18 protein-coding genes are annotated in these 19,543 nt (G+C 65.9%); 11 read left to right on the forward strand and 7 right to left on the reverse strand.

Annotated elements, in window-relative coordinates; all coding sequences use genetic code 11:
- The first annotated feature begins 173 nt into the window (after positions 1-173).
- Positions 174-1,178 (forward strand): Bug family tripartite tricarboxylate transporter substrate binding protein, encoded by a 1,005-nt coding sequence (locus AC1RKI_RS12965; RefSeq protein WP_492795595.1) that lies wholly within the window; start codon positions 174-176, stop codon positions 1,176-1,178.
- A 127-nt stretch (positions 1,179-1,305) separates the two neighbouring features.
- Entirely contained in the window at positions 1,306-1,977 is a 672-nt protein-coding gene (locus AC1RKI_RS12970; protein ID WP_061954398.1) for a GntR family transcriptional regulator, read from the forward strand.
- A 10-nt stretch (positions 1,978-1,987) separates the two neighbouring features.
- Here AC1RKI_RS12970 and AC1RKI_RS12975 read toward each other — a convergent pair whose 3' ends face one another.
- The 3 genes from AC1RKI_RS12975 to AC1RKI_RS12985 all read right to left on the reverse strand — a co-directional run bounded on the left by AC1RKI_RS12975 (position 1,988) and on the right by AC1RKI_RS12985 (position 5,027).
- A complete protein-coding gene (locus tag AC1RKI_RS12975) occupies positions 1,988-2,299 on the reverse strand; it encodes a hypothetical protein (protein ID WP_492795597.1) in 312 nt (103 codons plus the stop codon).
- 237 nt (positions 2,300-2,536) lie between these two features.
- Positions 2,537-4,234 (reverse strand): aspartate-alanine antiporter, encoded by a 1,698-nt coding sequence (aspT, locus tag AC1RKI_RS12980; RefSeq protein WP_244788250.1) that lies wholly within the window; start codon positions 4,232-4,234, stop codon positions 2,537-2,539.
- 31 nt (positions 4,235-4,265) lie between these two features.
- Positions 4,266-5,027 (reverse strand): bestrophin-like domain, encoded by a 762-nt coding sequence (locus AC1RKI_RS12985; protein ID WP_492795599.1) that lies wholly within the window; start codon positions 5,025-5,027, stop codon positions 4,266-4,268.
- A 327-nt stretch (positions 5,028-5,354) separates the two neighbouring features.
- Here AC1RKI_RS12985 and AC1RKI_RS12990 point away from each other — a divergent pair, with 327 nt between their 5' ends.
- Positions 5,355-5,888, forward strand: a complete 534-nt coding sequence (locus AC1RKI_RS12990) for a hypothetical protein (protein ID WP_490713446.1) — start codon at positions 5,355-5,357, stop codon at positions 5,886-5,888.
- Positions 5,889-5,918: 30 nt separating this feature from the next.
- Here the strand turns inward: AC1RKI_RS12990 and AC1RKI_RS12995 are convergent, their stop codons facing one another.
- The 4 genes from AC1RKI_RS12995 to AC1RKI_RS13010 all read right to left on the reverse strand — a co-directional run bounded on the left by AC1RKI_RS12995 (position 5,919) and on the right by AC1RKI_RS13010 (position 9,400).
- The gene (locus AC1RKI_RS12995; protein ID WP_061954408.1) at positions 5,919-6,236 is read right to left on the reverse strand and encodes an NIPSNAP family protein; all 318 of its coding nucleotides are present in this window, start codon (positions 6,234-6,236) and stop codon (positions 5,919-5,921) included.
- A 26-nt stretch (positions 6,237-6,262) separates the two neighbouring features.
- Positions 6,263-7,237: a Bug family tripartite tricarboxylate transporter substrate binding protein gene (locus AC1RKI_RS13000; RefSeq protein ID WP_341249392.1), complete on the reverse strand. Its 975-nt coding sequence runs from the start codon at positions 7,235-7,237 to the stop codon at positions 6,263-6,265.
- Positions 7,238-7,367: 130 nt separating this feature from the next.
- Entirely contained in the window at positions 7,368-8,312 is a 945-nt protein-coding gene (locus AC1RKI_RS13005; RefSeq protein ID WP_223506234.1) for a helix-turn-helix domain-containing protein, read from the reverse strand.
- A gap of 137 nt (positions 8,313-8,449) precedes the next feature.
- Positions 8,450-9,400 (reverse strand): LysR family transcriptional regulator, encoded by a 951-nt coding sequence (locus AC1RKI_RS13010; protein ID WP_150980183.1) that lies wholly within the window; start codon positions 9,398-9,400, stop codon positions 8,450-8,452.
- A 93-nt stretch (positions 9,401-9,493) separates the two neighbouring features.
- On the opposite strand from AC1RKI_RS13010, the gene dsdA reads away from it, so the two are divergent.
- From dsdA to AC1RKI_RS13050, 8 genes are all read left to right on the forward strand, one after another.
- Positions 9,494-10,876 (forward strand): D-serine ammonia-lyase, encoded by a 1,383-nt coding sequence (gene dsdA / locus AC1RKI_RS13015; RefSeq protein WP_492795603.1) that lies wholly within the window; start codon positions 9,494-9,496, stop codon positions 10,874-10,876.
- Between the two features lie 56 nt (positions 10,877-10,932).
- A complete protein-coding gene (locus tag AC1RKI_RS13020) occupies positions 10,933-11,913 on the forward strand; it encodes a Bug family tripartite tricarboxylate transporter substrate binding protein (RefSeq protein WP_244788245.1) in 981 nt (326 codons plus the stop codon).
- Between the two features lie 78 nt (positions 11,914-11,991).
- Complete coding sequence (locus tag AC1RKI_RS13025) at positions 11,992-13,467, forward strand: amidase (protein WP_244789151.1); 1,476 nt, start codon at positions 11,992-11,994, stop codon at positions 13,465-13,467.
- A 204-nt stretch (positions 13,468-13,671) separates the two neighbouring features.
- Complete coding sequence (locus tag AC1RKI_RS13030; protein ID WP_492795605.1) at positions 13,672-14,667, forward strand: tripartite tricarboxylate transporter substrate binding protein; 996 nt, start codon at positions 13,672-13,674, stop codon at positions 14,665-14,667.
- Between the two features lie 92 nt (positions 14,668-14,759).
- Positions 14,760-15,557: an enoyl-CoA hydratase/isomerase family protein gene (locus AC1RKI_RS13035; RefSeq protein ID WP_490713442.1), complete on the forward strand. Its 798-nt coding sequence runs from the start codon at positions 14,760-14,762 to the stop codon at positions 15,555-15,557.
- A gap of 5 nt (positions 15,558-15,562) precedes the next feature.
- Positions 15,563-17,665 carry an acetate--CoA ligase family protein gene (locus tag AC1RKI_RS13040; protein ID WP_492795607.1) on the forward strand — a complete coding sequence of 701 codons (2,103 nt, stop codon included), beginning with the start codon at positions 15,563-15,565 and terminating at the stop codon, positions 17,663-17,665.
- 25 nt (positions 17,666-17,690) lie between these two features.
- Positions 17,691-18,668: an alpha/beta fold hydrolase gene (locus AC1RKI_RS13045; protein ID WP_084003868.1), complete on the forward strand. Its 978-nt coding sequence runs from the start codon at positions 17,691-17,693 to the stop codon at positions 18,666-18,668.
- Entirely contained in the window at positions 18,655-19,461 is an 807-nt protein-coding gene (locus AC1RKI_RS13050; RefSeq protein WP_061954484.1) for an IclR family transcriptional regulator, read from the forward strand. The genes AC1RKI_RS13045 and AC1RKI_RS13050 overlap by 14 nt, the downstream gene beginning before the upstream one ends.
- The last annotated feature ends 82 nt before the right edge of the window (positions 19,462-19,543 follow it).

Raw genomic sequence — 19,543 nt, forward strand, 5'->3', positions numbered from 1 at the left:
GGTGCCGATGAACCAAAACAGGGATGCTGTTGGTCGCAAGCGGTGAACGCAGCATAGCGCTTTACAGAATACAGATCAATAATTAAAGTCTGTATACAGGACGGAGTGCAGATGGCAGCCAACCTGCTCTTGCACTCACGCCGGCCCTTGAACCCTGCCTTGGAGCGCCCCCTATGTCGATGCGCAAGTTGTCCTCTCTCGCCGCCACCGTGCTGGCCTCTGCGGTTTTCGTGATGTCTGGCAGCACGCTGGCCCAGGACGCGAAGTCGTGGCCAAGCAACACCATTTCGATCGTCAGCGGCTTCCCCGGCGGGGCCGCGACCGACCTGTACGCCCGCAAGCTGGGGGTCGAGTTGAATAAGGAATTCGGCGTGCCGATTATCTCGGATAATCGACCGGGCGCGGGCGGCAATATCGCATCGAGTCTGGTGGCGCAAGCCAAGCCCGATGGTTATACCTTCCTGCTTGGCACGGCCGGAACGCATGCAATTAATCCGGCGCTATATTCGAAACTGCAGTTCGATGTGGTAAAAGATTTTTCGCGCATCGCCCTGCTGGGGACGCTGCCCAATATCCTGCTGATCAACCCCGAGAAACATCCCGAAATCAAGACCTGTCAGGACCTGATCGCCGCCGCCCGCAAGGCGCCGGGCAAGCTCAACTACGCTTCCACTGGCAACGGCGCGTCCGGCCATCTGGCCGGCGCCCAGTTCGCCGCGGCATCGAAGACCAGCTATGTGCATATTCCGTACAAGGGGCAGGGTCCGGCCATGACGGCGCTGCTGTCCGGCGAAGTGGACTTCTTCTTCAACCAGAGTTCTCCCAGCCTTGGCGCGATCCAGTCCGGCAAAGTCCGCGCCCTGGCGGTGACATCCGCGCAGCGCGTCACCGTGCTGCCGGATGTGCCGACCGCGGCGGAAGCCTGCAACCTGCCGGGCTTCCAGAGCACTACGTGGTATGGCCTGTTCGGCCCCGCCGATCTGCCGGCTGACATTCAGAATCGCATGTCGAAGGCCGTGCTGAAGGCCATTCATACCGACAGCTTCGAGCAATGGCTGGTCAGCCAGGCCATTCAGCCGATCAAGGACGGCAGTCCCGAAGCGTTCCGGCACACGCAGCTGGCCGATATGAAAACCTGGGCGCAGATCGTCAAGGATTCCGGCGCACACGTCGACTGAGTGCCAGCGTGCGACACTGATTGCCGGTCTTGTATACACCGCCGTCTACAGTGCCGAATTCAGGTATATTTCGGCCGTCGCCATATTCCGGCGACCGCCGATTTACCCGAGATAAGGATTTAATACCGTGGCAGCCGCAGTAACGGACAGCGTGGTCGAGCAGGTCTACGACAAGCTCAAGCAAATGAGTGTTGGCTATGACTTCAAGCCCGGCGAGCGCCTTAACGAGGGCGTGCTCGCCAGCGCGCTCGGCGTCAGCCGCACGCCCCTGCGCGAAGCGCTGACCCGGCTGACCACCGAAGGGCTGCTGAGATTTTCTCCGGGGAAGGGGTTCTTTTGCCGCGATCTCGATGCGCAGGAGGTCTTCTCACTGTACGAGATGCGCCGGATCGTCGAGACCGAAGCGCTGCGCCTGTCGATCGAACGTGCGAAGGACGCTGACATCGACGCCCTGCTGGCTTTCCTCGAAAGCACGGGCCCGGAGCCCGGCGATCGGAGCGTGGAGGAACTGGTCAGGCTCGACGAAACCTTCCACGAAGGACTGATGGCGATGTCCGGCAACATGGAGATGCTGCGCGTTCTAAAGAACATCAATGCGCGCATCCGCTTTGTGCGCTGGATCGACATGGAGCGTTGCGACCGGCGCGTCAGCCAGAACGACCACCGCGACATCCTGCTGGGGCTCAAGGCGCGCGATCCGGACCGGTGCATTCCCATCCTGAGCAAGCATATCGAACGGCGCCACGACCAGATATCGGCGGCGCTCAAGGAAGGTCTGGCCCAGATCTACATGGCCTGACTGTCCGCGCCTATCTGCGATGCGGCGCGGGACGCGGAGGATTCGGTGGCGGCGTAACGCCGGGCACCTCGATGTATGGCGCGATGATAAGCGGGTACTGCGCAGCGCCATTGCCTTGCTGGTCATAAGCGGGCGGCCGCGGCTGCGTTGCATTGACATCGGCATGTGCGGGCGGAGCGCTCCGCAATACTGTCGCGTCGCGCTGCGTATCACCGATGCCGCGCTGGGTGCTCAAGACCTGTGGCCGACTTCCGGTTTCCGCTGCGGCATTCGCCACAGAACCGAATGTTGCGATCAGGATGATCGCGGTGAACCTCAGCATTTCAACTCCACGTAGTGGTATCGCGTATGTCGGGTCATCTGCGCTTGCCCGGACGGGCAGCCGCTACGGCTGCAATGGTCATGTCCAGGTTACGCCGATGCGCGTTGGCATGGGGATTCGCGGAACACGCCATCACGGCATTGACGGCAACCACGCCGAAAACTTTAGGCCTGCGGACAGCCGTCGATCATTTACCGATAGTCGGGCATGCCAAGTATCGCGCACGGCATGGCGCGCTCATCCCACGCGGTAGGCAAGCGCAACGATGATCGGCCCCAGTACGGGCAGCATCACGTTGGCGATGGCGTAGGTCACCGTATAGCCCAGCAGCGGCACCGAGCTTTGACTCGCTGCCAGGATGGCGCTGATGGCCGGTGTGCTGACGTGCTGGCCGGCGATGGCGCCCACCAGCAGCGGCCCTTCGATCTTCAGGAACTGGTGGCCGATCCACAGCGACAGGCAGGCCGGCACCAGCGAAACCGCCAGCCCGATCAGCGGCAGCATCGCGCCGTGCTCCTTGATCAGGACGATCGCATCGGGCCCGGCGGACAGGCCCACGCAAGCCACGAACACGGCAAGCCCCAAATCCTTCAGCAATTGCACGGCCGCCGGCGGCATGTCGCCGATGCCGGGACGCTTGAAGCTGAGCCAGCCGAACAGCAGACCGCTCAGCAGTGCGCCGCCGCCGCTGCCGAGCGAAACGGGAATGCCGCCGACCGTCACGGACAGCGAGCCGATTGCCAGTCCAACCAGGATGCCGATGCACAGGAACACCAGTTCGGTGGCGTCGGTGTGGCGCAGCTCCGTGCCCAGGTTGCTGGCGGCCGTGGCAAGCGCCGGGTCTGTGCCAACCAGCGTCACGCGATCGCCGTTCTGCAGCCGCGTGGCGCGCGTGATGGGCAGGCTCATGCCCGAGCGTACGATCTGCTGGATCCACACCGCGCGCAGCCGCTGCTGTGCGGCCGAGCGACCCAGATCGCCAAGCGTGCGGCCGTTGATGCCGGGCTTGTTGATCACGACGTGGCGCTCATCGAGTTGGAGCACGTCGGCATGCACCGAAGGCGGCAACACCTCCGCGCCGACCAGTTCGCCGGCGCGCACAAGTTTCTCGCGTACGCCGATCAAGGCCAGCACGTCGCCGCGCTCGATCAATTGATCGGCAGCCGGTTCGATCGACTCGTTGCCACGAAACAGTCCCATCACGGTGGTCCGGCCGCCGATGCCGAGCTCCAGCTCGCCGACGGTCAGGCCTGCGGCGCCGTCCACGCGATACGCGCGCCCCACCAGACGCGGCAGCGCGGGCTGGCTGGCCACGTCATCGTCGGACGCCGCCTCCATCCGCTTGGCCAGCTCGTGCGATGCTTCGCGCAGGTTCAGGCGCAACAGCACCGGCGCCAACTGACTGGTGAAGAACACGATGCTGACAAGGCCCACCAGATACGTCAGCGTGTAGGCGGTGGCGATATTCGATTCCAGGCGCGCCGCTTCGGCATCGCTTACGCCAAGGTGCTTGAGCGCTTCCGCAGCGGTGCCGACCACCGCGGATTCGGTCGCCGCGCCGGCCGCCAGCCCGGCTGCCGTGCCGACATCGAAATGCAGGAAGTGAGTGGCGGCAAGTACGATCGATAGCACCGCGACGGCCTCGATCAGCGGCAGCAGCATGAAGCGCAGGCTGGACCGATTGAGGTTGGCAAAGAACTGCGGCCCGCCCGAGTAGCCCATGGCAAAGATGAACAGCGCAAAGGCGACTTCCTTTAACTCGCCGTGCATGTGGCAGCCGCTCTGACCGACCAGCAGCGCCACGATCAGCGTGCCGCACACGCCGCCCAGTCCGATCGGCCCGACGCGCAGCTTGCCGATCGCGTAGCCGCCGGCAACCGTGACGAACAGCACGGCCATGGGGATGTCGTTGAAGAACCCGATCGAGCATTGCATGATGGAAAGCTGCCTTTGTATGGCGGTGCGCCTAACGCTGCATCGAAGCGGCCAGGCTCATCAGATTTTGCGGTGCGACGCGGATCAGGCCGCCACGGGGACTGTCGATATCGGAGATCAGCGTCAGCGATAGCGACACGGTGAGCGGAAGAAAGAACAGCACCGCCTTCGAACTATCGGTGCGGCAGCCGTAGCCCTGCATCAGCGTGCTGAGGAAGGCAATGACCACCATGAGCGACCACGCCGAAACCGGGATCCGGTTCAGCCACGCCGCTTCCGCATAGCCTTGGGAATTGATCACGTCATTCATGCCGGACACCACCAGCGCGCCGATCGGCGTTGGCTTTTCGCGCGCCACGTTGCGGGCGAGCAGCCACATCTCGTTTTCGATTTGCGCCGTGGCGGTGGCGATTTCGGCAAGCTGGTCGGCGTCGCGGGTGCGGTAGTAGAGCAGCCGTTGATCCAGGTAGCGCTCCAGCAGCGCCTTGACGCGCGCCGTATCGGGCCCTTCGATCAGGTCGGCGCGCAGGTATTCGGTGCCGATCGCGTTGGCCTCTTCCTCTTCCAGGTTCTTGCGCTGGTCGTAGCGGCCGACCGCCATCGACAACGTGAAGCCGATCAGCAGCGCCAACAGCGTCAGGGTTGCACCCTGCACAAGGTTGAAGTCCTCGCGGGCATCGGCGGCGATCGGCTTGCGGCGACGCAGCACCAGCGCGCCGAGCGCCGCGGAGGCGGTCAGCAGCACCAGCATGACGAGAAACAGCACCGCAGGATGGCTGATCAGTTGACGCATGGCGATATGGGGGGCGGAAACAGCGTGAATCGTTCTGCTTTCGGAGAAGTGGCGGAAGTGAATCTTTCTTCGGCGGCGATATTAGATATTTCGATATCTGATTGCCTCCCCATCATCGCTGTCAGCGTCTGACAAATACGGCGGCTTTGGCGCAGCTCGCGCTTTTCATAAAAAGTGGCAAAAGCGGCGCATTTTCATGTATCGCGAAAGATCTAATTTCTGGCTGCAGAATCATTCACTTCCGGGATTCCACTGCTGCGAGAACTATGCGAGGCATCGCTGCGCGCCACTGGACGGCGGCGCCATTCCACAGGCAAGGGGAGCTGCATGAGCAATGTGTTTTCCACCATCAAACGCGAATTTATGGAGATGTTGCCGCCGACCATCTTTTTCCTGGTGGCGCTTCATATCGTTGCATTGATTCGCGCGCTGATGGTCCGCAGTGCCGGCATCGAAATCCAGACGTCGGCTTCGATCCTGCTTGCCGCGCTGATTCTGGGTAAAGCGGTATTGATCGCCAATTTGCTGCCGTTCATCAATCGATTTCCGGACAAGCCGCTGATCTGGAATGTCGCGTGGAAAACGCTGATCTACGCACTGGTGGCGCTGCTCGTGCACTACCTTGAAAGGCTGTACGAGTACTGGAAAGAGACGCCGGGCCTGGCGGCAGCCAACCAGAAGCTGCTTCTGGAAATCAACTGGGCCCATTTCTGGGCCATCCAGATCCTGCTGTTGACGCTGATCTTTTCCTATTGCGTCATTGCCGAGCTGGTGCGCGTGATTGGCCGCGAAAAGTTCAAGAGAATGTTTTTCGGGCCATTGCCCGAGCGGATTTCCGCGCCCCTGAGCAGCCGGGACTGAACCCGGCCGCGTTCCGCTCGCCTACGGCCACTACGGCTGGAAGAACGACACCGGCGTCATCAGCCGGTTTTCCTGGCTGATCAGGTATCCGGCCTCGGCGCTCATGCGCAGATAGTCGGCCCAGGCGGGATCCTTCTGCAGCGCCTGGCGCTTGGCCTCGCGATCGGCCGCGCTGTCGTAGACCCAGATATGGGTATAGCTGTTGACGTTGCCGGTCTCGGTCTGCATGTAGGCTAGCGGCTTGCCCAGATGGCGGCTCTGAACCGCAAAGCCGTGCTCGGCATACAGCGCCAGGTGTTTCTTGATAGTGCCGGGACGGCAGGTGTAGGTTCGTACGTCGTACAGCATGGGTTTTCCTTGGATGATGCGGCGATTCAATCGACGGTGGCGCCGGACTGCTTGACCAGCACGGCCCAGCGCGCGACTTCCTGGTTCACGTATTTCTGAAATGCGGGCTGGTCGTCGCCGATCGGGTCGGCGCCAAGCCCTTTCAGGCGGTCCCTGACGGCGGGATCGGCCACGCTCTGCACGATGGCCTGCGAGAGCTTCTGGATGGCTGCCGGCGGCGTGCCGGCCGGTACAAACAGGCCGAACCACGAACGCGCGGTCATGCCCGGAAACGGCGTCTCGGAAAACGCGGGCACGTCGGGTAGCGCGGCGTGGCGTTTGTTGCCGGTCACCGCCAGCGCCTTGAGCTTGCCGGCCTGCACCTGCGCGAGCACCTCGGGCAGGTTGGCGAACATGACCTGCACCTGGCCGCCCATCACGTCGTTGAGCGCCTGCGCGCCGCCCTTGTAGGCCACGTGCGTCATCTTCGCACCGGCCAGCGTGCTGAACTGCTCGCCGGCCAGATGCGACGCGGTGCCGGTGCCGCCCGATCCGTAGTTGACGCGGCCGGCGTTGGCCTTCGCATAGGCGGCGAGTTCGCTTGCCGAATTGACGGGCACCGATGGATTGACCACCAACAGCAACGGCACCGACGCCAGGTTGGACAGGCCGACGAAATCGCGCGTGAGACTGTAGTTGAGCTTCTGGTAGAGCGATGCATTGATGGCGTGGCTCGACGTGGCCATCAGCAGCGTGTAGCCGTCCGGGTCCGATCGCGCCGCCGCAACCGCGCCGATATTGCCGTTGGCGCCGGCCTTGTTTTCCACCACCACCGACTGGCCCAGCCGTGCCGACATGGCTTGCGCCACGGTGCGCGCGATCACGTCGGTGGCGCCGCCGGCCGCGAACGGCACGATGACGCGCAAGGGGCGGTCGGGATAGTCGGCCATGGCGTGAAATGTCGTGAAGCCCAATGCGGCGGCCACGGCAAGGCCCCGCAAGCGGGCGATTGCGTTGTGCATGTCTGTCTCCTGTGCCTGTGTTTTTCGCGACGACCGCTGGCGGGCGATCGGCGTCATGCGCAGCACTTTACGCAGGCGCGCGACGCCAGCGTTAGGACAGATCGGACGTTGTGTTGGACTTTTCCGCGCGTCAGTCGAGCGGTCGGCAGTGCTGGCGGCGGAAGTCGCCCGGCGTGAGGCCGGTCTGCTTCTTGAAGAAGCGCGTGAAGTACGCCGGATCCTCGATGTTGAGGCGGAACGCGATCTCGGCGATGCCGGTCTCGGTGTTGCTGAGCCAGCGCTTGGCCTCCAGCACCACGCGCTCCTGCACCACTTGGCTGGCCGTGCGGCCCAGCGTGCGTTTCACCGCGTCGTTGAGCTGGCGTTCGCTCACGCAAAGCGCTTCGGCGTACTGGCCGATGGTGTCGAAGCGCAGGTAGTGCGTTTCCACCAGCATCGTGAAGCGGCGCATCAGCGCCTGCTGCGGCCCCGTGGCGCCGGGCGTCTCGCTGTCCGCGCACAGGCGGCGCAGTCGTGTGAGCAGGATCAGCAGGCTGGCCTGCACCACATCGGCATAGCCGGGCTGCCGGTCGCGCGCCTCGTGTTCCATCTCGCGCAGCAACGGCAGCAAGGCGTCGTGCTGCTGCGGTGTCAGATAGAGCGCGCTGTTCGCGCCGCCGTTGCCGCGCGCGGGATGGTAGAACGGAAAGCGCGCCACGTCTTCGGCGCGCGGGAACATCCGCGCGAAAAAATCGATGCTGAAGTTGAGCACATAGCCGTGCGGCTTGATCGACGACGTCCAGGCATGGACCTGCCCTGGCGATAGAAAGAACACGGAATGGTCGCGCACGTCGAAATGCGCAAAGTCGAGCATGTGCGTGCCGCTTGCGCGCGTCATCCACAGCAGATGGTAGTAGTTGTGCCGATGCAGAAAACCGCGCGGAATGTCGTCACGGTCCTGCAGCCGCACCAGATCGAAATAGAACGCGCCGTCGCTGGCAAACGCCGACGTCTCGAAGATCGGGAACGTATCGGCGGAGACATCGGTGGCCACCACGGCAGCGGCGGCGGAATGGGGACGGGGGGCGTCGGGCACGCGAGGATTCCTTGCGATTCGTGTTCGGATACTAAAAAACCATCGGCATCGTATCGCATCGGCAGACGGCCTATCGCATCCCCAAGCGACTGCATCGTTTCAGGCGGCCGCAGATTTGCTGCGGGCTTACCCACGCATCACGCCGCGCGCAGAATCCGTCGGCGGGCGGCATCGAATGCCGCGCCTTCGGCCACCAGCCAGGCTTCCACTTCGGCAACCTGCGCGGTTTGCCCGTGTGCGCAGACAAAGTGATAGGCCGCCACGCTGGGCGCGTGAATGCCCCACAGGTCCACCAGCCGGCCGGCTTCCAGCTCCTCAAGGATCAGCGCGGAGCGTCCCATCGCCACGCCCTGACCGGCCAGCGCCGCGTTGATCGCCAGTTGGGATAAGTTGAAGCGCTGCCCCTCCGCGGCATCGGGCAAGTCCACGCCCGCATGACGCAGCCAGCCCTGCCATTCCTCGAATTCGCCAGCGCCGTCCCATGGCGTGACGTCATGCAGCAGCATGCTGCCGCGCAGCCCGTCCGGCGACCGCAGCTCGGGATGTGCCGCCACATAGGCCGGACTGGCCACCGGGATCAGCCATTCGTCGAGGAAGCGGTCCGCCTTCAGATCGGCATAGCCGCCCGGATCGAAACGCACGGCCGCCTCGGTGCCGTCGCGCATCATGCGCGAGCGGTCCAGCGCATGGAATTCGCCATAGACACGCAGGCCGATGTCCGGATGCTGGCGAAAGAAGCCGCCCAGCCGCGGCGTCAGCCACACCATCGCGAACGATGGCGAGCACGACAACGCGATCGGCTGCTTGTCGCGCGGGCGGCGCAGTTGCGTGAGCGTGCCTTCGATGGCCTGGAACGATTCGCGCAGTACAAAGCGCAGCCGCTCGCCTTCCGGAGTCAGTACCAGCGCACGCGGCGTGCGCAGGAACAGCGGCCGGTCCAGCCACTGCTCCAGTTGCTTGACCTGCTGGCTGACCGCGCCCTGGGTGACGCACAGTTCTGCGGCGGCCTGGGTGAAGTTGCAATGTCGTGCCGCCGCCTCAAAACAGCGCAGCCAGCCCAATAATGATGCAGAAAGTGTGTTGGCCATTAGTCAGGCTAATGCATGGATCAGTACAAATGGTTTGTCACTGTGGCCCGATGGGACAAGAATGGGATCAACCTTTGCAAACACAGAGTTGCCATGCCAAGCGATGTATCCGTCGAAGTTTCCGGCATTTCCGCCCTCGTCCCGGCATTTACCCCGGCCCTGCGCACGGCGCTGCAGGCCGGCCGCCCGGTTTTCTGGGCCAATCCCCAGCGTAGCGCGGCATCCCGGATACCAACCGAGGTGGATGGCCGCGTCATTAGTCTAGCTGATGTACGTGCCGCACAGGCGCGCTTCGAGCGCTTTGCGCCGTTGCTGGCGCGGCTGTTTCCCGAACTGGCCGACAGCGCGGGCCGGATCGAATCGCCGCTGCTGGCGGCGCCGGCCATGCAACAGGCGCTGAACCTGCCCACGACCGCCGGCACCCTGTGGATCAAGGCCGATCACAGCCTTCCCGTGGCCGGATCGATCAAGGCGCGCGGCGGTATCCACGAAGTGCTGGAATTTGCCGAAACACTGGCCATCGAGCATGGATTGGTTGCGCTCGACGGCGACTATGCCTGCCTGGCCGACGCGCCGGCGCGTGAATTGTTCGGCCGCTACCAGGTGGCGGTGGGGTCCACCGGCAATCTCGGGCTGAGCATTGGCGTGATGGCCTCGGCGCTGGGTTTTCGCGCGGCGGTCCATATGTCGTCGGACGCCAAGGCTTGGAAGAAGGACCGTCTGCGCTCGCGCGGCGTGCAGGTGGTCGAGCACACTGGCGACTACGCGGCCGCCGTCGCCGCTGGCCGCCGCGAGGCCGACGCCGATCCCTATTGCTATTTCGTCGACGACGAGCGCTCGCTGTCACTGATGCTTGGCTACAGCGCCGCCGCGCTGCATCTGGCCGATCAACTGGCCGCCGCCGGCGTGCAGGTCGATGCGCAGCACCCGCTGTTCGTCTACCTGCCGTGCGGCGTGGGCGGCGCGCCGGCCGGTATCGCGTTTGGCTTGCGCCAACTCTACGGTCCGCATGTCCACGCATTCTTCGCCGAGCCGACGCAATCGCCTTGTTTCCTGGTGGAAATGCTTTCGCCGGGCGCGTCGGTCTATGACATCGGCCTGACCAATCGCACCGAGGCCGACGGACTGGCCGTGCCGCAGGCATCGGAACTGGCCGCGCAGGCCATGCGTGCGCTGCTGGGCGGTGTCTACACGGTGGCCGACGACACGCTGTTCGTCGACCTGCATCGCGTGCGCGACACCGAAAACCTGCGCATCGAGCCATCGGCAGCGGCAGGTTTCAGCGGCCCCGGCATGCTGACCGGCACCGATGAGGGTCGCGCGTATTTGCAGCAGCACAAGCTGGACGGCGCGATGTCCGGCGCCACCCATCTGGTCTGGACCACGGGCGGCCTGTTCGTCCCCGCCGAGGAATATGCGCGCTTTGCCGAACGCGGCGCGGCGCTGGCAGCGGCGCAGGCCGCCCCGTCGGAATAGCCGACATAGTCGGCCCATCCCACCCCTTTTCGATAACACCGTTGCGGAGCTTCACCATGAACCGATCGACTCTTCAAATCGTGCATGCCGTCGTGGCCGGCTGTCTGGCCGCTGGCGCTTCGCTGGCGTTGGCGCAAGGCTATCCCGCCAAGCCGGTCCAGCTTGTCATTCCGTTCCCGCCCGGCGGCGCCACCGATGTGATCGGGCGCCTGATTGGCAAGAAGCTCGGCGACAAGCTTGGCCAGACGGTCGTGATCGACAACCGGCCCGGTGCCGGCACCATCGTCGGCGCCAGCTACGTGGCCAAGGCCGCGCCCGATGGCTACACGCTGCTGGCCAGCTCGGGAACCACGTTCACGGTGAACCCGGCCATCCACAGCAAGTTGCCCTACGACCCGGTCAAGAGTTTCGAGCCGATCGGCTTTACCGGCCGCACGGGCCTGATCCTGCTGGCCAACAAGGACCAGCCGATCGGCACGCTCAAGCAACTGGTCGCCGCCGCCAAGGCGCAGCCGGGCAAGTATTCGTATGGATCGTTCGGCACCGGCACGACCGCGCAGTTCGCTGGCGAGATGCTGTTCAACCTGGCCGGTGTGAAGCTGCTGCATGTGCCGTACAAGGGCAGCGCGCCGGCCATGACCGACCTGATCGGCGGGCAGATTCCGTTTTCGGTCGATACAGTGGCTGCGGCGATTCCGCAGGTGAAGGCTGGCAAGGTCAAGGCCATCGCCGTGACCACCGCCAAGCGCTCCGCGCTGCTCCCCGACGTGCCGACCGCAGCAGAAGCCGGCTATCCGGGCATCGACGCCGACACCTGGCTGGCGCTGGTGGCGCCGCGCGGCCTGCCCGCGGACGTCAAGCAAAAACTGGAGAAAGCCCTGGCCGAAGTGATGGCCGACCCCGATACGCACCAGCAACTGACCAAGGCCGGCTTCGAGCCCTTCGCGGGCAACGGCGCAGCCGTGGCGGCGCAGATCAACAAGGAGCTGCCGCTGATGCGCGCAACCGCGCAGCGTGCCAACATTACGGCCGAATAACGACCGGCCATCACGGAGACAGCAGTGAACGATTCTCAGAAGACGCTGGTGGCGCGCTCCGCCACCGAATTGCGGCGCATGATCGGCAGCAAGGAGATCTCGCCGGTGGAATTGCTGGACGCCTGCATCGCACAGATCGAGCGCGTGAACCCGCTGCTCAACGCGGTGACGGCAACCTGCTTCGACCGCGCGCGTGACGAGGCGCGCGCCGCCGAGCGCGCCGTGCTCGACGGGCGGCCGCTGGGTTTGCTGCACGGCCTGCCGCTCGGCGTAAAGGACCTGGAAGCGACGGCCGGGCTGTTGACCACCTACGGGTCGCCGCTGTTCCGCGATAACGTGCCGGCCGAAGACAACGTGCTGGTGGCGAGGCTGCGTGCGGCCGGCGCCGTGGTGGCGGGCAAGACCAACATCCCGGAAATGGGCGCCGGTGCCAATTCGCGCAACGACGTCTGGGGCGCCACGGGCAACCCGTTCAATCCCAACCTCAACGCCGGCGGATCGTCGGGCGGTTCTGCCGCGGCGCTGGCGGCTGATTTGCTGCCAGTGTGCACCGGCTCGGATACGGGCGGATCGCTGCGGATTCCCGCCGCCAAGTGCGGCGTGGTCGGTTTTCGTCCATCGCCGGGCGTGGTGCCAAGTTCGCGCAAGCTGCTGGGCTGGACGCCGATCTCGGTGGTCGGCCCGATGGGCCGCACCGTGGCCGATGCGTGCCTGCAACTGGCGGCGTCAGCCGGCGTGTCCGCCGGCGATCCGCTGACCTATCCGCTCGATGCGATGTCGTTCGTCACGCCGATGCCGGTCGATCTGGGCAGCCTGCGCGTGGCCTATACCGAGGACTTCGGCTGCTGCGATGTCGACGACGATATCCGCCGCACGTTCCGCGAAAAGATCGCCGCGATGCGCCATCTGTTCCGCAGCTGCGATGCGATCGACGTGGACCTGGGCGACGCGCACCGCTGCTTCGACGTACTGCGCGCCGAGAGCTTCGTCGCCGGCATGCGCGACGCCTACGAGCGCGATCCTGCCAGCCTGGGGCCCAACACGCGCGCCAACTTCGAGATGGGCGCGCGCATGTCGCTGCTCGACAGCGCGTGGGCGCAGGCCGAGCAGACGCGCATCCTGCAGCGCTTCCAGCAGCTGTATCGCGATTACGACGTGATCCTGTCGCCGACCACGCCGGTGTCGCCATTCCCGTGGACATCGCTGTACGCGGAATCGATCAACGGCGTGCGGCAGGAAAATTATTACCGCTGGCTGTCGCTGACCTACGTGGTAACGCTGACCACGCATCCGGCGCTGTCGCTGCCGTGCGGACGCGATCATGCGGGCATGCCGTTCGGCCTGCAGATCGTCGGCGGCTTCCGCAAGGATCACGAAACGCTGGGCGTGTCCCATGCGATGGAGCAGGCGTTCGCGGCCATTCCATCGTTGCGCCGCCCGCTGCCGGATCTCGACGCACTGAAACCGGCCGAGCCGGCGCTCACGTCGATCGTCACCGCACCGCCCGTGCTTGACGCCAAGGTGAAAGCGGGCAGGGAAGCGTCGGCAGTCTAGCCGCATCGCGCGGGCATGCCGGCCGGACATATCCCGTCGCAAGCCCGCTGTTCCCGCCCGCTCCCGCACGGAAGCGGGCCGCAGCGCGACCCGCCGAAAATCGCGGCGGGCCATTTCAATTCCATTGCATGGAATTACGCGGCTGCGTCGCGGTCCCCATCGGCCTAACCTCCTGTCATACCAAAACACAGACAGGAGACTGCCTTGGCAACCGTTGCATGGCATGCCGCGCGCCGACTGGCCGCGCTGGCGCTTCCGCTGGCCTTGCTGACCGGCCTTGCGGCCCCGGCGCAGGCCGCGTTCCCCGACAAACCGATCCGCATCGTCGTGCCATTCTCGCCGGGAGGCGGCACGGACCTGATTGCGCGCGCCATGGGTATCGCCATGGCGCAGGACCTTGGCCAGCCCGTGGTGATCGACAACAAGCCCGGCGGCGGCACCATCATCGGCACGGACAACGTGGCCAAGAGCGCGCCCGATGGCTACACGCTGGTGATGGCCACGTTCGCGCACGCGGTCAATCCCAGCCTGCAGCCCAAGCTGCCCTTTGACACTGAGCGCGCCTTCACGCCCGTGATGCTGGTGGGCCGATCGCCCAACGTGCTGGTGGTGCGCGCGGACAGCCCGTACAAATCCGTGCGCGATGTGCTCGCTGCCGCCAAGGCCAGGCCGGGGCGCATCTCGTTTGCGTCGCAGGGGCCGGGCACGTCGGCGCATCTGGCCGGTGAACTGTTCAAAAGCCTGGCTGGCGTCGACCTCAACCACATCCCGTACAAGGGCGCCGGTCCCGCGATCACCGATCTGCTGGGCGGCCAGGTGGACATGATGTTCGCCACGGCGTCGGCCGTCGCCAATTTGCTGGAATCGGGCAAGTTGCGCGCACTGGGCGTGACCACTGCGCAGCGCTCCACCAGCGCCGATCTGGCCCGCGTGCCGACGATTGCCGAAGCCGGCGTGCCGGGCTACGTGGCCGAGAGCTGGTACGGGCTGTTCGCGCCCGCCGGAACGCCGGCGCCGGTAGTGGCGCGCCTGAACGCCGCCGCACGCAAGGCCGTTACCGCCGAGGCCTTCCGCAAGCGCGCCGAAGCGGAAGGTCTGCTCGTCACGCCGGGCACGCCCGAAGAGCTCGGCCGCTACGTGCGCGGCGAGCAGGCGCGCTGGGCCAAGGTCGTCAAAGACGCCCACATCAGCGTCAACTGATCGCCACTGATCGCCACCGGTCGATCGCGCGCATTCGTGCATGGATCGACCACGGCACCGATTCCGATCCATCCCAACACCACGCAATCATCATGAACGAATACACCCTTATCCAGCTGGCGCAGCGCGACGGCATCGCCGTGCTGACGCTCAATCGCCCGGACAAGCGCAACGCCATCAGCGACGACATGCGCACCGAACTGATCGATGCACTGCAACGCGTCGCGGCCGACCGCAGCGTGCGCGCACTGGTGCTGACCGGCAGCGGCAAGGGCTTCTGCGCCGGCGGCGACGTTGCCGGCATGCAGCGCCGCATGGACGCGCCGCCGGGCGAGGTCGGCTTCAATGGCTGGACGCGCCAGCAGCGCGTGCATCATTCCGTGGCCCTGCTGCACGACATGCCCAAGCCCGTGATCGCCGCCGTCAATGGTGGGGCCAACGGCCTGGGCGCGGATCTGGCCATGGCCTGCGATCTCGTCATCGCCGCGCCCGTGGCCAGCTTTGCGTGGTCGTACATTCATCGCGGCCTGATTCCAGACGGCGGCGGCATGTACTTCCTCCCGCGCCGCATCGGCCTGGCGCAGGCCAAACAACTGATCTTCAGCGGCCGCAAGGTTGAGGCCGCCGAGGCGCTGCAACTGGGCATCGTCGATCGCCTCAGCGCCTCGGGCGATTCGCTCGTCGATGAGGCCGTGGCCTGGGCGGCCGAGATGGCGCATGGATCGGCCACGGCGCTGGCGCTGGGCAAGTCGATCCTGAACCAGACGTTCGAACTGACGGCCGACCAGGTCTTTGCGCAGGGCAGTCAGGCGCAGGGCATTTGCTACACCAGCAGTGCGCATCGTGAATCGGTCCAGGCGTTCCTGGCCCGGGCCGCTAACAAGGATTGACGATCATGGCCGCACAGTTTTCCGCTGACGCCATCGCCCGGCTGGTCAAGCCGCGCAGCGTGGCCGTGATCGGCGCATCAGCCGATCCCTCCAAGACCGCGGGACGCCCGGTCTCCTATCTCACACGCCATGGCTTTACCGGCGAGATCTATCCGGTCAACCCGCGGGTCGATGCGATCGGCGGCATCCGCTGCTATCCCGATATCGGCTCGCTGCCCGCGGTGCCCGATGTCGGCATCGTGCTGCTGGGCGCCGAACGTGCGCATCAGGCGGTGCGTGAACTGGCGGCGCGCGGCACCGGTGCGGCCATCGTGCTGGCCAGCGGCTATACGGAAACTGGCGATGCGGGCGCGCGCCGTCAGGCCGAGCTGGTCGAAGCGGCCGGCGATATGCGGCTGTTGGGACCCAACACGATCGGGCTGGTCAACCTGACCGACAACATTCCGCTGTCGGCCAGCGGTGCGCTCGCCATGGACCATTTTCCGGCGGGCAGCATCGGCGTGGTATCGCAGAGTGGCGGCATCCTCGGCGCGCTGCTGTCGCGCGCGGCGGCGCGCGGCATCGGATTGTCGAAGCTGATTTCCACCAGCAACGAGGCAGATCTGGAGCTGGCCGATTTCATCGATTACCTGGCCGACGACGCTGCCACGCGCGTGATCGCGCTGTATGTGGAAAGCGTGCGCAACGTCGAGCGCTTTCGCGCCGCGGCGCTGAAGGCTGCCGCCGCCGGCAAGCCGGTGGTCGCGTTCAAGATCGGCCGCTCCGAGGCCGGCGCACGCGCGGCGGTGTCGCACACGGGCGCGATGGCCGGAGCGGATCGCATGTATGACGCGCTATTCAGGCGGGTGGGCGTGATCCGCGCACAGACCTTCTCGGACCTGATCGACATTCCCGCCGCGCTGGCCACAGGCCGCGTGCTGCACGGCAAGCGCATTGCGGTGCTGACCTCCACCGGCGGCGCCGGGACGCTGGTGTCGGATAGCCTTGGCGTGTCCGGCTTCGAGACGCCCGCGCCCGACGCGCAGACTGCCGAGCGCCTGCGCGCGCTGCAGAACGGCGATCACGCCGCGCTGGACCGCAATCCGATCGACGTCACGCTGGCCGGACTGCAGCCTGCACTGCTGCGCGGCGCGATACGCACACTGCTGGCGAGCCCCGGCTATGACGCGGTGACGATCATCGTCGGCTCATCGGGACTCGCCATGCCGGACCTGATGGCCGACGCCATCAACGATTGCCTGCCCGAAACCGACAAGCCCGTGCTGGCCTATGTCAGCCCGCACGCACCGCAGGTTGCCGCAGTGCTTAACCAGCGCGGCGTGCCCGCGTTCAGCGCGCCGGAAAGCTGCGCGGTGGCCTTCGCTGCGATGCTGGCGGCCGGCGAGGCGTGCGTGTCGGCGGGCGATGCCGCGCCGTTGCCCACAGAGATTGGCGACCTGCCCAATGGCGCGCTCGACGAGCACGCCGCCAAGCAGTTGTTTGCGCGCTTCGGCGTGCCCGTCGCGCGCGAGACGGTGGTCGAGAGCGAAGCGGCAGCCATCGACGCCGCGCGCGTGCTGGGCGACCGCGTGGTGCTGAAAATGCTGTCCGCATCGATCACGCACAAGAGCGACGTCGGCGGCGTGGCCGTCAACATTGCGCCGGAAGACATCGGCGCGCGGCTGGCCGCGATGCGGGACACCGTGCGGCGGCACACGGGCCAGGCGCCGGATCGCTTCCTTGTGCAGGAGATGATCGGCAACGGCGTCGAACTGATCCTCGGCACGCACCGCGATGCGCTGGGGACGGCCATTCTGTTGGGGATGGGCGGCGTCACGGCCGAATTGTTCCAGGACACCGCACTGCGGCTGCTGCCCGAATCGGGCGCGCTGACGCGGGCCGAGGCGCTGTCGATGGTCAGGGAACTGAAGACGTGGCCGCTGCTCGACGGCTATCGCGGACGTCCCAAGGCCGACGTCGATGCGCTGGTCGATGCTATCGTGGCGTTTTCGAGGATGGCGGCCGTTCTGGGGCCGCGTTTGGTGGAGGCCGAGATCAACCCGATCTTCGTGCTGCCCGCGGGCCAGGGGGTGCGTGCGGCGGACGGCGTGGCGGTGCTTGGTCCATGACAGCATGCAAAGGGGAGTGCCCGCGATGACGCAATCAGCGGCCCGCAACACGCGAACGGTCGACATAGAGAATCGGCAGGATCGTCAGGATCATCGTAGTCATCAGGATCGAGAGGATGCGCTGCACGATGTGCGCGATGCTGCGGCATTCGTGCATGACCTCGCGCAGCAGGCGCGCGTCCACATCACCGATTCGGGCGGCAGCCGCGTGGTGTGGCGTCGCTTCGGCGCCGGGCCGCATGTGCTGCTGGTGCACGGCGGCCATGGCAGTTGGCTGCACTGGGTGCGCAACGTCGCGGCGCTGTCTGCGCGGCACACGGTCTGGGTGCCGGACCTGCCCGGCTTCGGCGCATCCGGAAATCCTGGCGATGGCGCGCTGCAGACGCTGGTCGACACCATCGTGGCCGGGTTTGCGCAATTGCCGGTGGATGGTCCCGTCGACGTGATCGGGTTTTCATTCGGCGGTCTGATCTCGTCGCATCTGGCGCGCGCATTGCCGTCGGTGCGCGCACTGGCGTTGCTGGGCCCGGGCGGCCACGGCGGCGTGCGCCGGCAGACCATCGATCTGCTCGACTGGCGGCGCGCACCCGACGCGGCGGCGCTCGCGGAGACGATGCGCCACAACATCGGCGCGTTCATGATCGCCGATCCACACAAGATCGACGCCCTGGCCGTGCTGGCCTATACCGAGTCATGCCGGCACACGCGCTTTCGTAGCAAGCACATTTCGCGCGCCGGCGGGCTGGCGCAGGCGCTTGACTTGCTCGATGCGCACGATGGGCGTGAACAAGAGCCCATGCCGATTCTGATCGCCTACGGCGAGCACGATGTCACGGCCGATCCCGCCGCGGTGTTGGCCGCGTTCGTGGACGGCCGTCCACACCGGCATGGCGCGATCCTCGCAGGCGCGGGCCATTGGGTCCAGTACGAAGCGCATGACGCAGTGAACGCGCTGCTGTGCGACTGGCTGGCGCGCGACGCGGCAAGCCGTGGACGCCAGTGATGCGCAACGCCGGGCGCGCGGTCGCCCGGCAAACGCGCAGGCCAATCGATCGCTCGAACGCGGGCTCGAAATCCTGCGCGCGTTTCGGCCCGGGTCGGAAGTGCTGGGCAACGGCGAACTGGCCGAGCGCACCGGCCTGGCGCGCTCGACGGTCAGCCGCCTGACGCAGAGTCTGGTCGACATGGGATTCCTGCAATACGACGCGGCGTTGCGCGCCTACCGGCTGGGCGTACCGGTGCTGAGCCTGGCGCACGCGATGCGCAGCGGATCGACGGTGCTGCAACAGGCCGCGCCGCTGATGCGCGAACTGGCGCAGCGTGAATATCTCAACGTGGGTTTGGCAATGGCCGACCGCGACGAGATGGTCTATCTCGAATCGATCCGCTATGGCCGCAAGGTGTCGCTGCGCAGCGTGGTGGCGGGGCAGCGCGTGCCCATGGCGCTGACGTCGCTGGGGCGTGCGTGGCTGGCGGTCGCGCCCGAAGTCGAATATGCGGCGCGCATGGCCGACTTCGCGGCGCGCGCGGCGCATTGGCCCGCGCTGCAGCGCGAAATCGAGTCCGCAGTGGCGCACGTGCGCCGACACGGATGGTGCGCGGCCAGTTGGCAGCCCGAGGTGGTCGCCATCTCCACGCCGCTCGCACTGGACCACTATCCGGTGCACGTGCTCAATGTGAGCCTGTCCACCCGCGCCGCCGCGGGCGACGTAGCGCGCGAACTTGCACCCCGGCTGATGCGCCTGGCCAGCGACATCCGCGACGCCGTGCAGACTGCGCAGTCCGAGCCGCTGTGATCATATGGCGACCATCGCCACTAAACGGCACACGGTAAAAATCGCTCCCCATCGTCAGATGTACGCGCGCTTGCTGCATGAA

It is taken from the genome of Cupriavidus sp. GW822-FHT06G04, from assembly GCF_058799075.1.

Bases quoted from the DNA above. Each gene is read 5' to 3' on its own strand.
- dsdA (WP_492795603.1), top strand. From the start codon at position 9,494: ATGCCAAGCGATGTATCCGTCGAAGTTTCCGGCATTTCCGCCCTCGTC.
- aspT (WP_244788250.1), bottom strand. From the start codon at position 4,234: ATGCAATGCTCGATCGGGTTCTTCAACGACATCCCCATGGCCGTGCTG.
- AC1RKI_RS13025 (WP_244789151.1), top strand. From the start codon at position 11,992: ATGATCGGCAGCAAGGAGATCTCGCCGGTGGAATTGCTGGACGCCTGC.
- AC1RKI_RS13000 (WP_341249392.1), bottom strand. From the start codon at position 7,237: ATGCACAACGCAATCGCCCGCTTGCGGGGCCTTGCCGTGGCCGCCGCA.
- AC1RKI_RS12965 (WP_492795595.1), top strand. From the start codon at position 174: ATGTCGATGCGCAAGTTGTCCTCTCTCGCCGCCACCGTGCTGGCCTCT.
- AC1RKI_RS12990 (WP_490713446.1), top strand. From the start codon at position 5,355: ATGAGCAATGTGTTTTCCACCATCAAACGCGAATTTATGGAGATGTTG.
- AC1RKI_RS12975 (WP_492795597.1), bottom strand. From the start codon at position 2,299: ATGCTGAGGTTCACCGCGATCATCCTGATCGCAACATTCGGTTCTGTG.
- AC1RKI_RS13020 (WP_244788245.1), top strand. From the start codon at position 10,933: ATGAACCGATCGACTCTTCAAATCGTGCATGCCGTCGTGGCCGGCTGT.
- AC1RKI_RS13040 (WP_492795607.1), top strand. From the start codon at position 15,563: ATGGCCGCACAGTTTTCCGCTGACGCCATCGCCCGGCTGGTCAAGCCG.
- AC1RKI_RS12995 (WP_061954408.1), bottom strand. From the start codon at position 6,236: ATGCTGTACGACGTACGAACCTACACCTGCCGTCCCGGCACTATCAAG.
- AC1RKI_RS13035 (WP_490713442.1), top strand. From the start codon at position 14,760: ATGAACGAATACACCCTTATCCAGCTGGCGCAGCGCGACGGCATCGCC.
- AC1RKI_RS12985 (WP_492795599.1), bottom strand. From the start codon at position 5,027: ATGCGTCAACTGATCAGCCATCCTGCGGTGCTGTTTCTCGTCATGCTG.
- AC1RKI_RS13045 (WP_084003868.1), top strand. From the start codon at position 17,691: ATGACGCAATCAGCGGCCCGCAACACGCGAACGGTCGACATAGAGAAT.
- AC1RKI_RS13010 (WP_150980183.1), bottom strand. From the start codon at position 9,400: ATGGCCAACACACTTTCTGCATCATTATTGGGCTGGCTGCGCTGTTTT.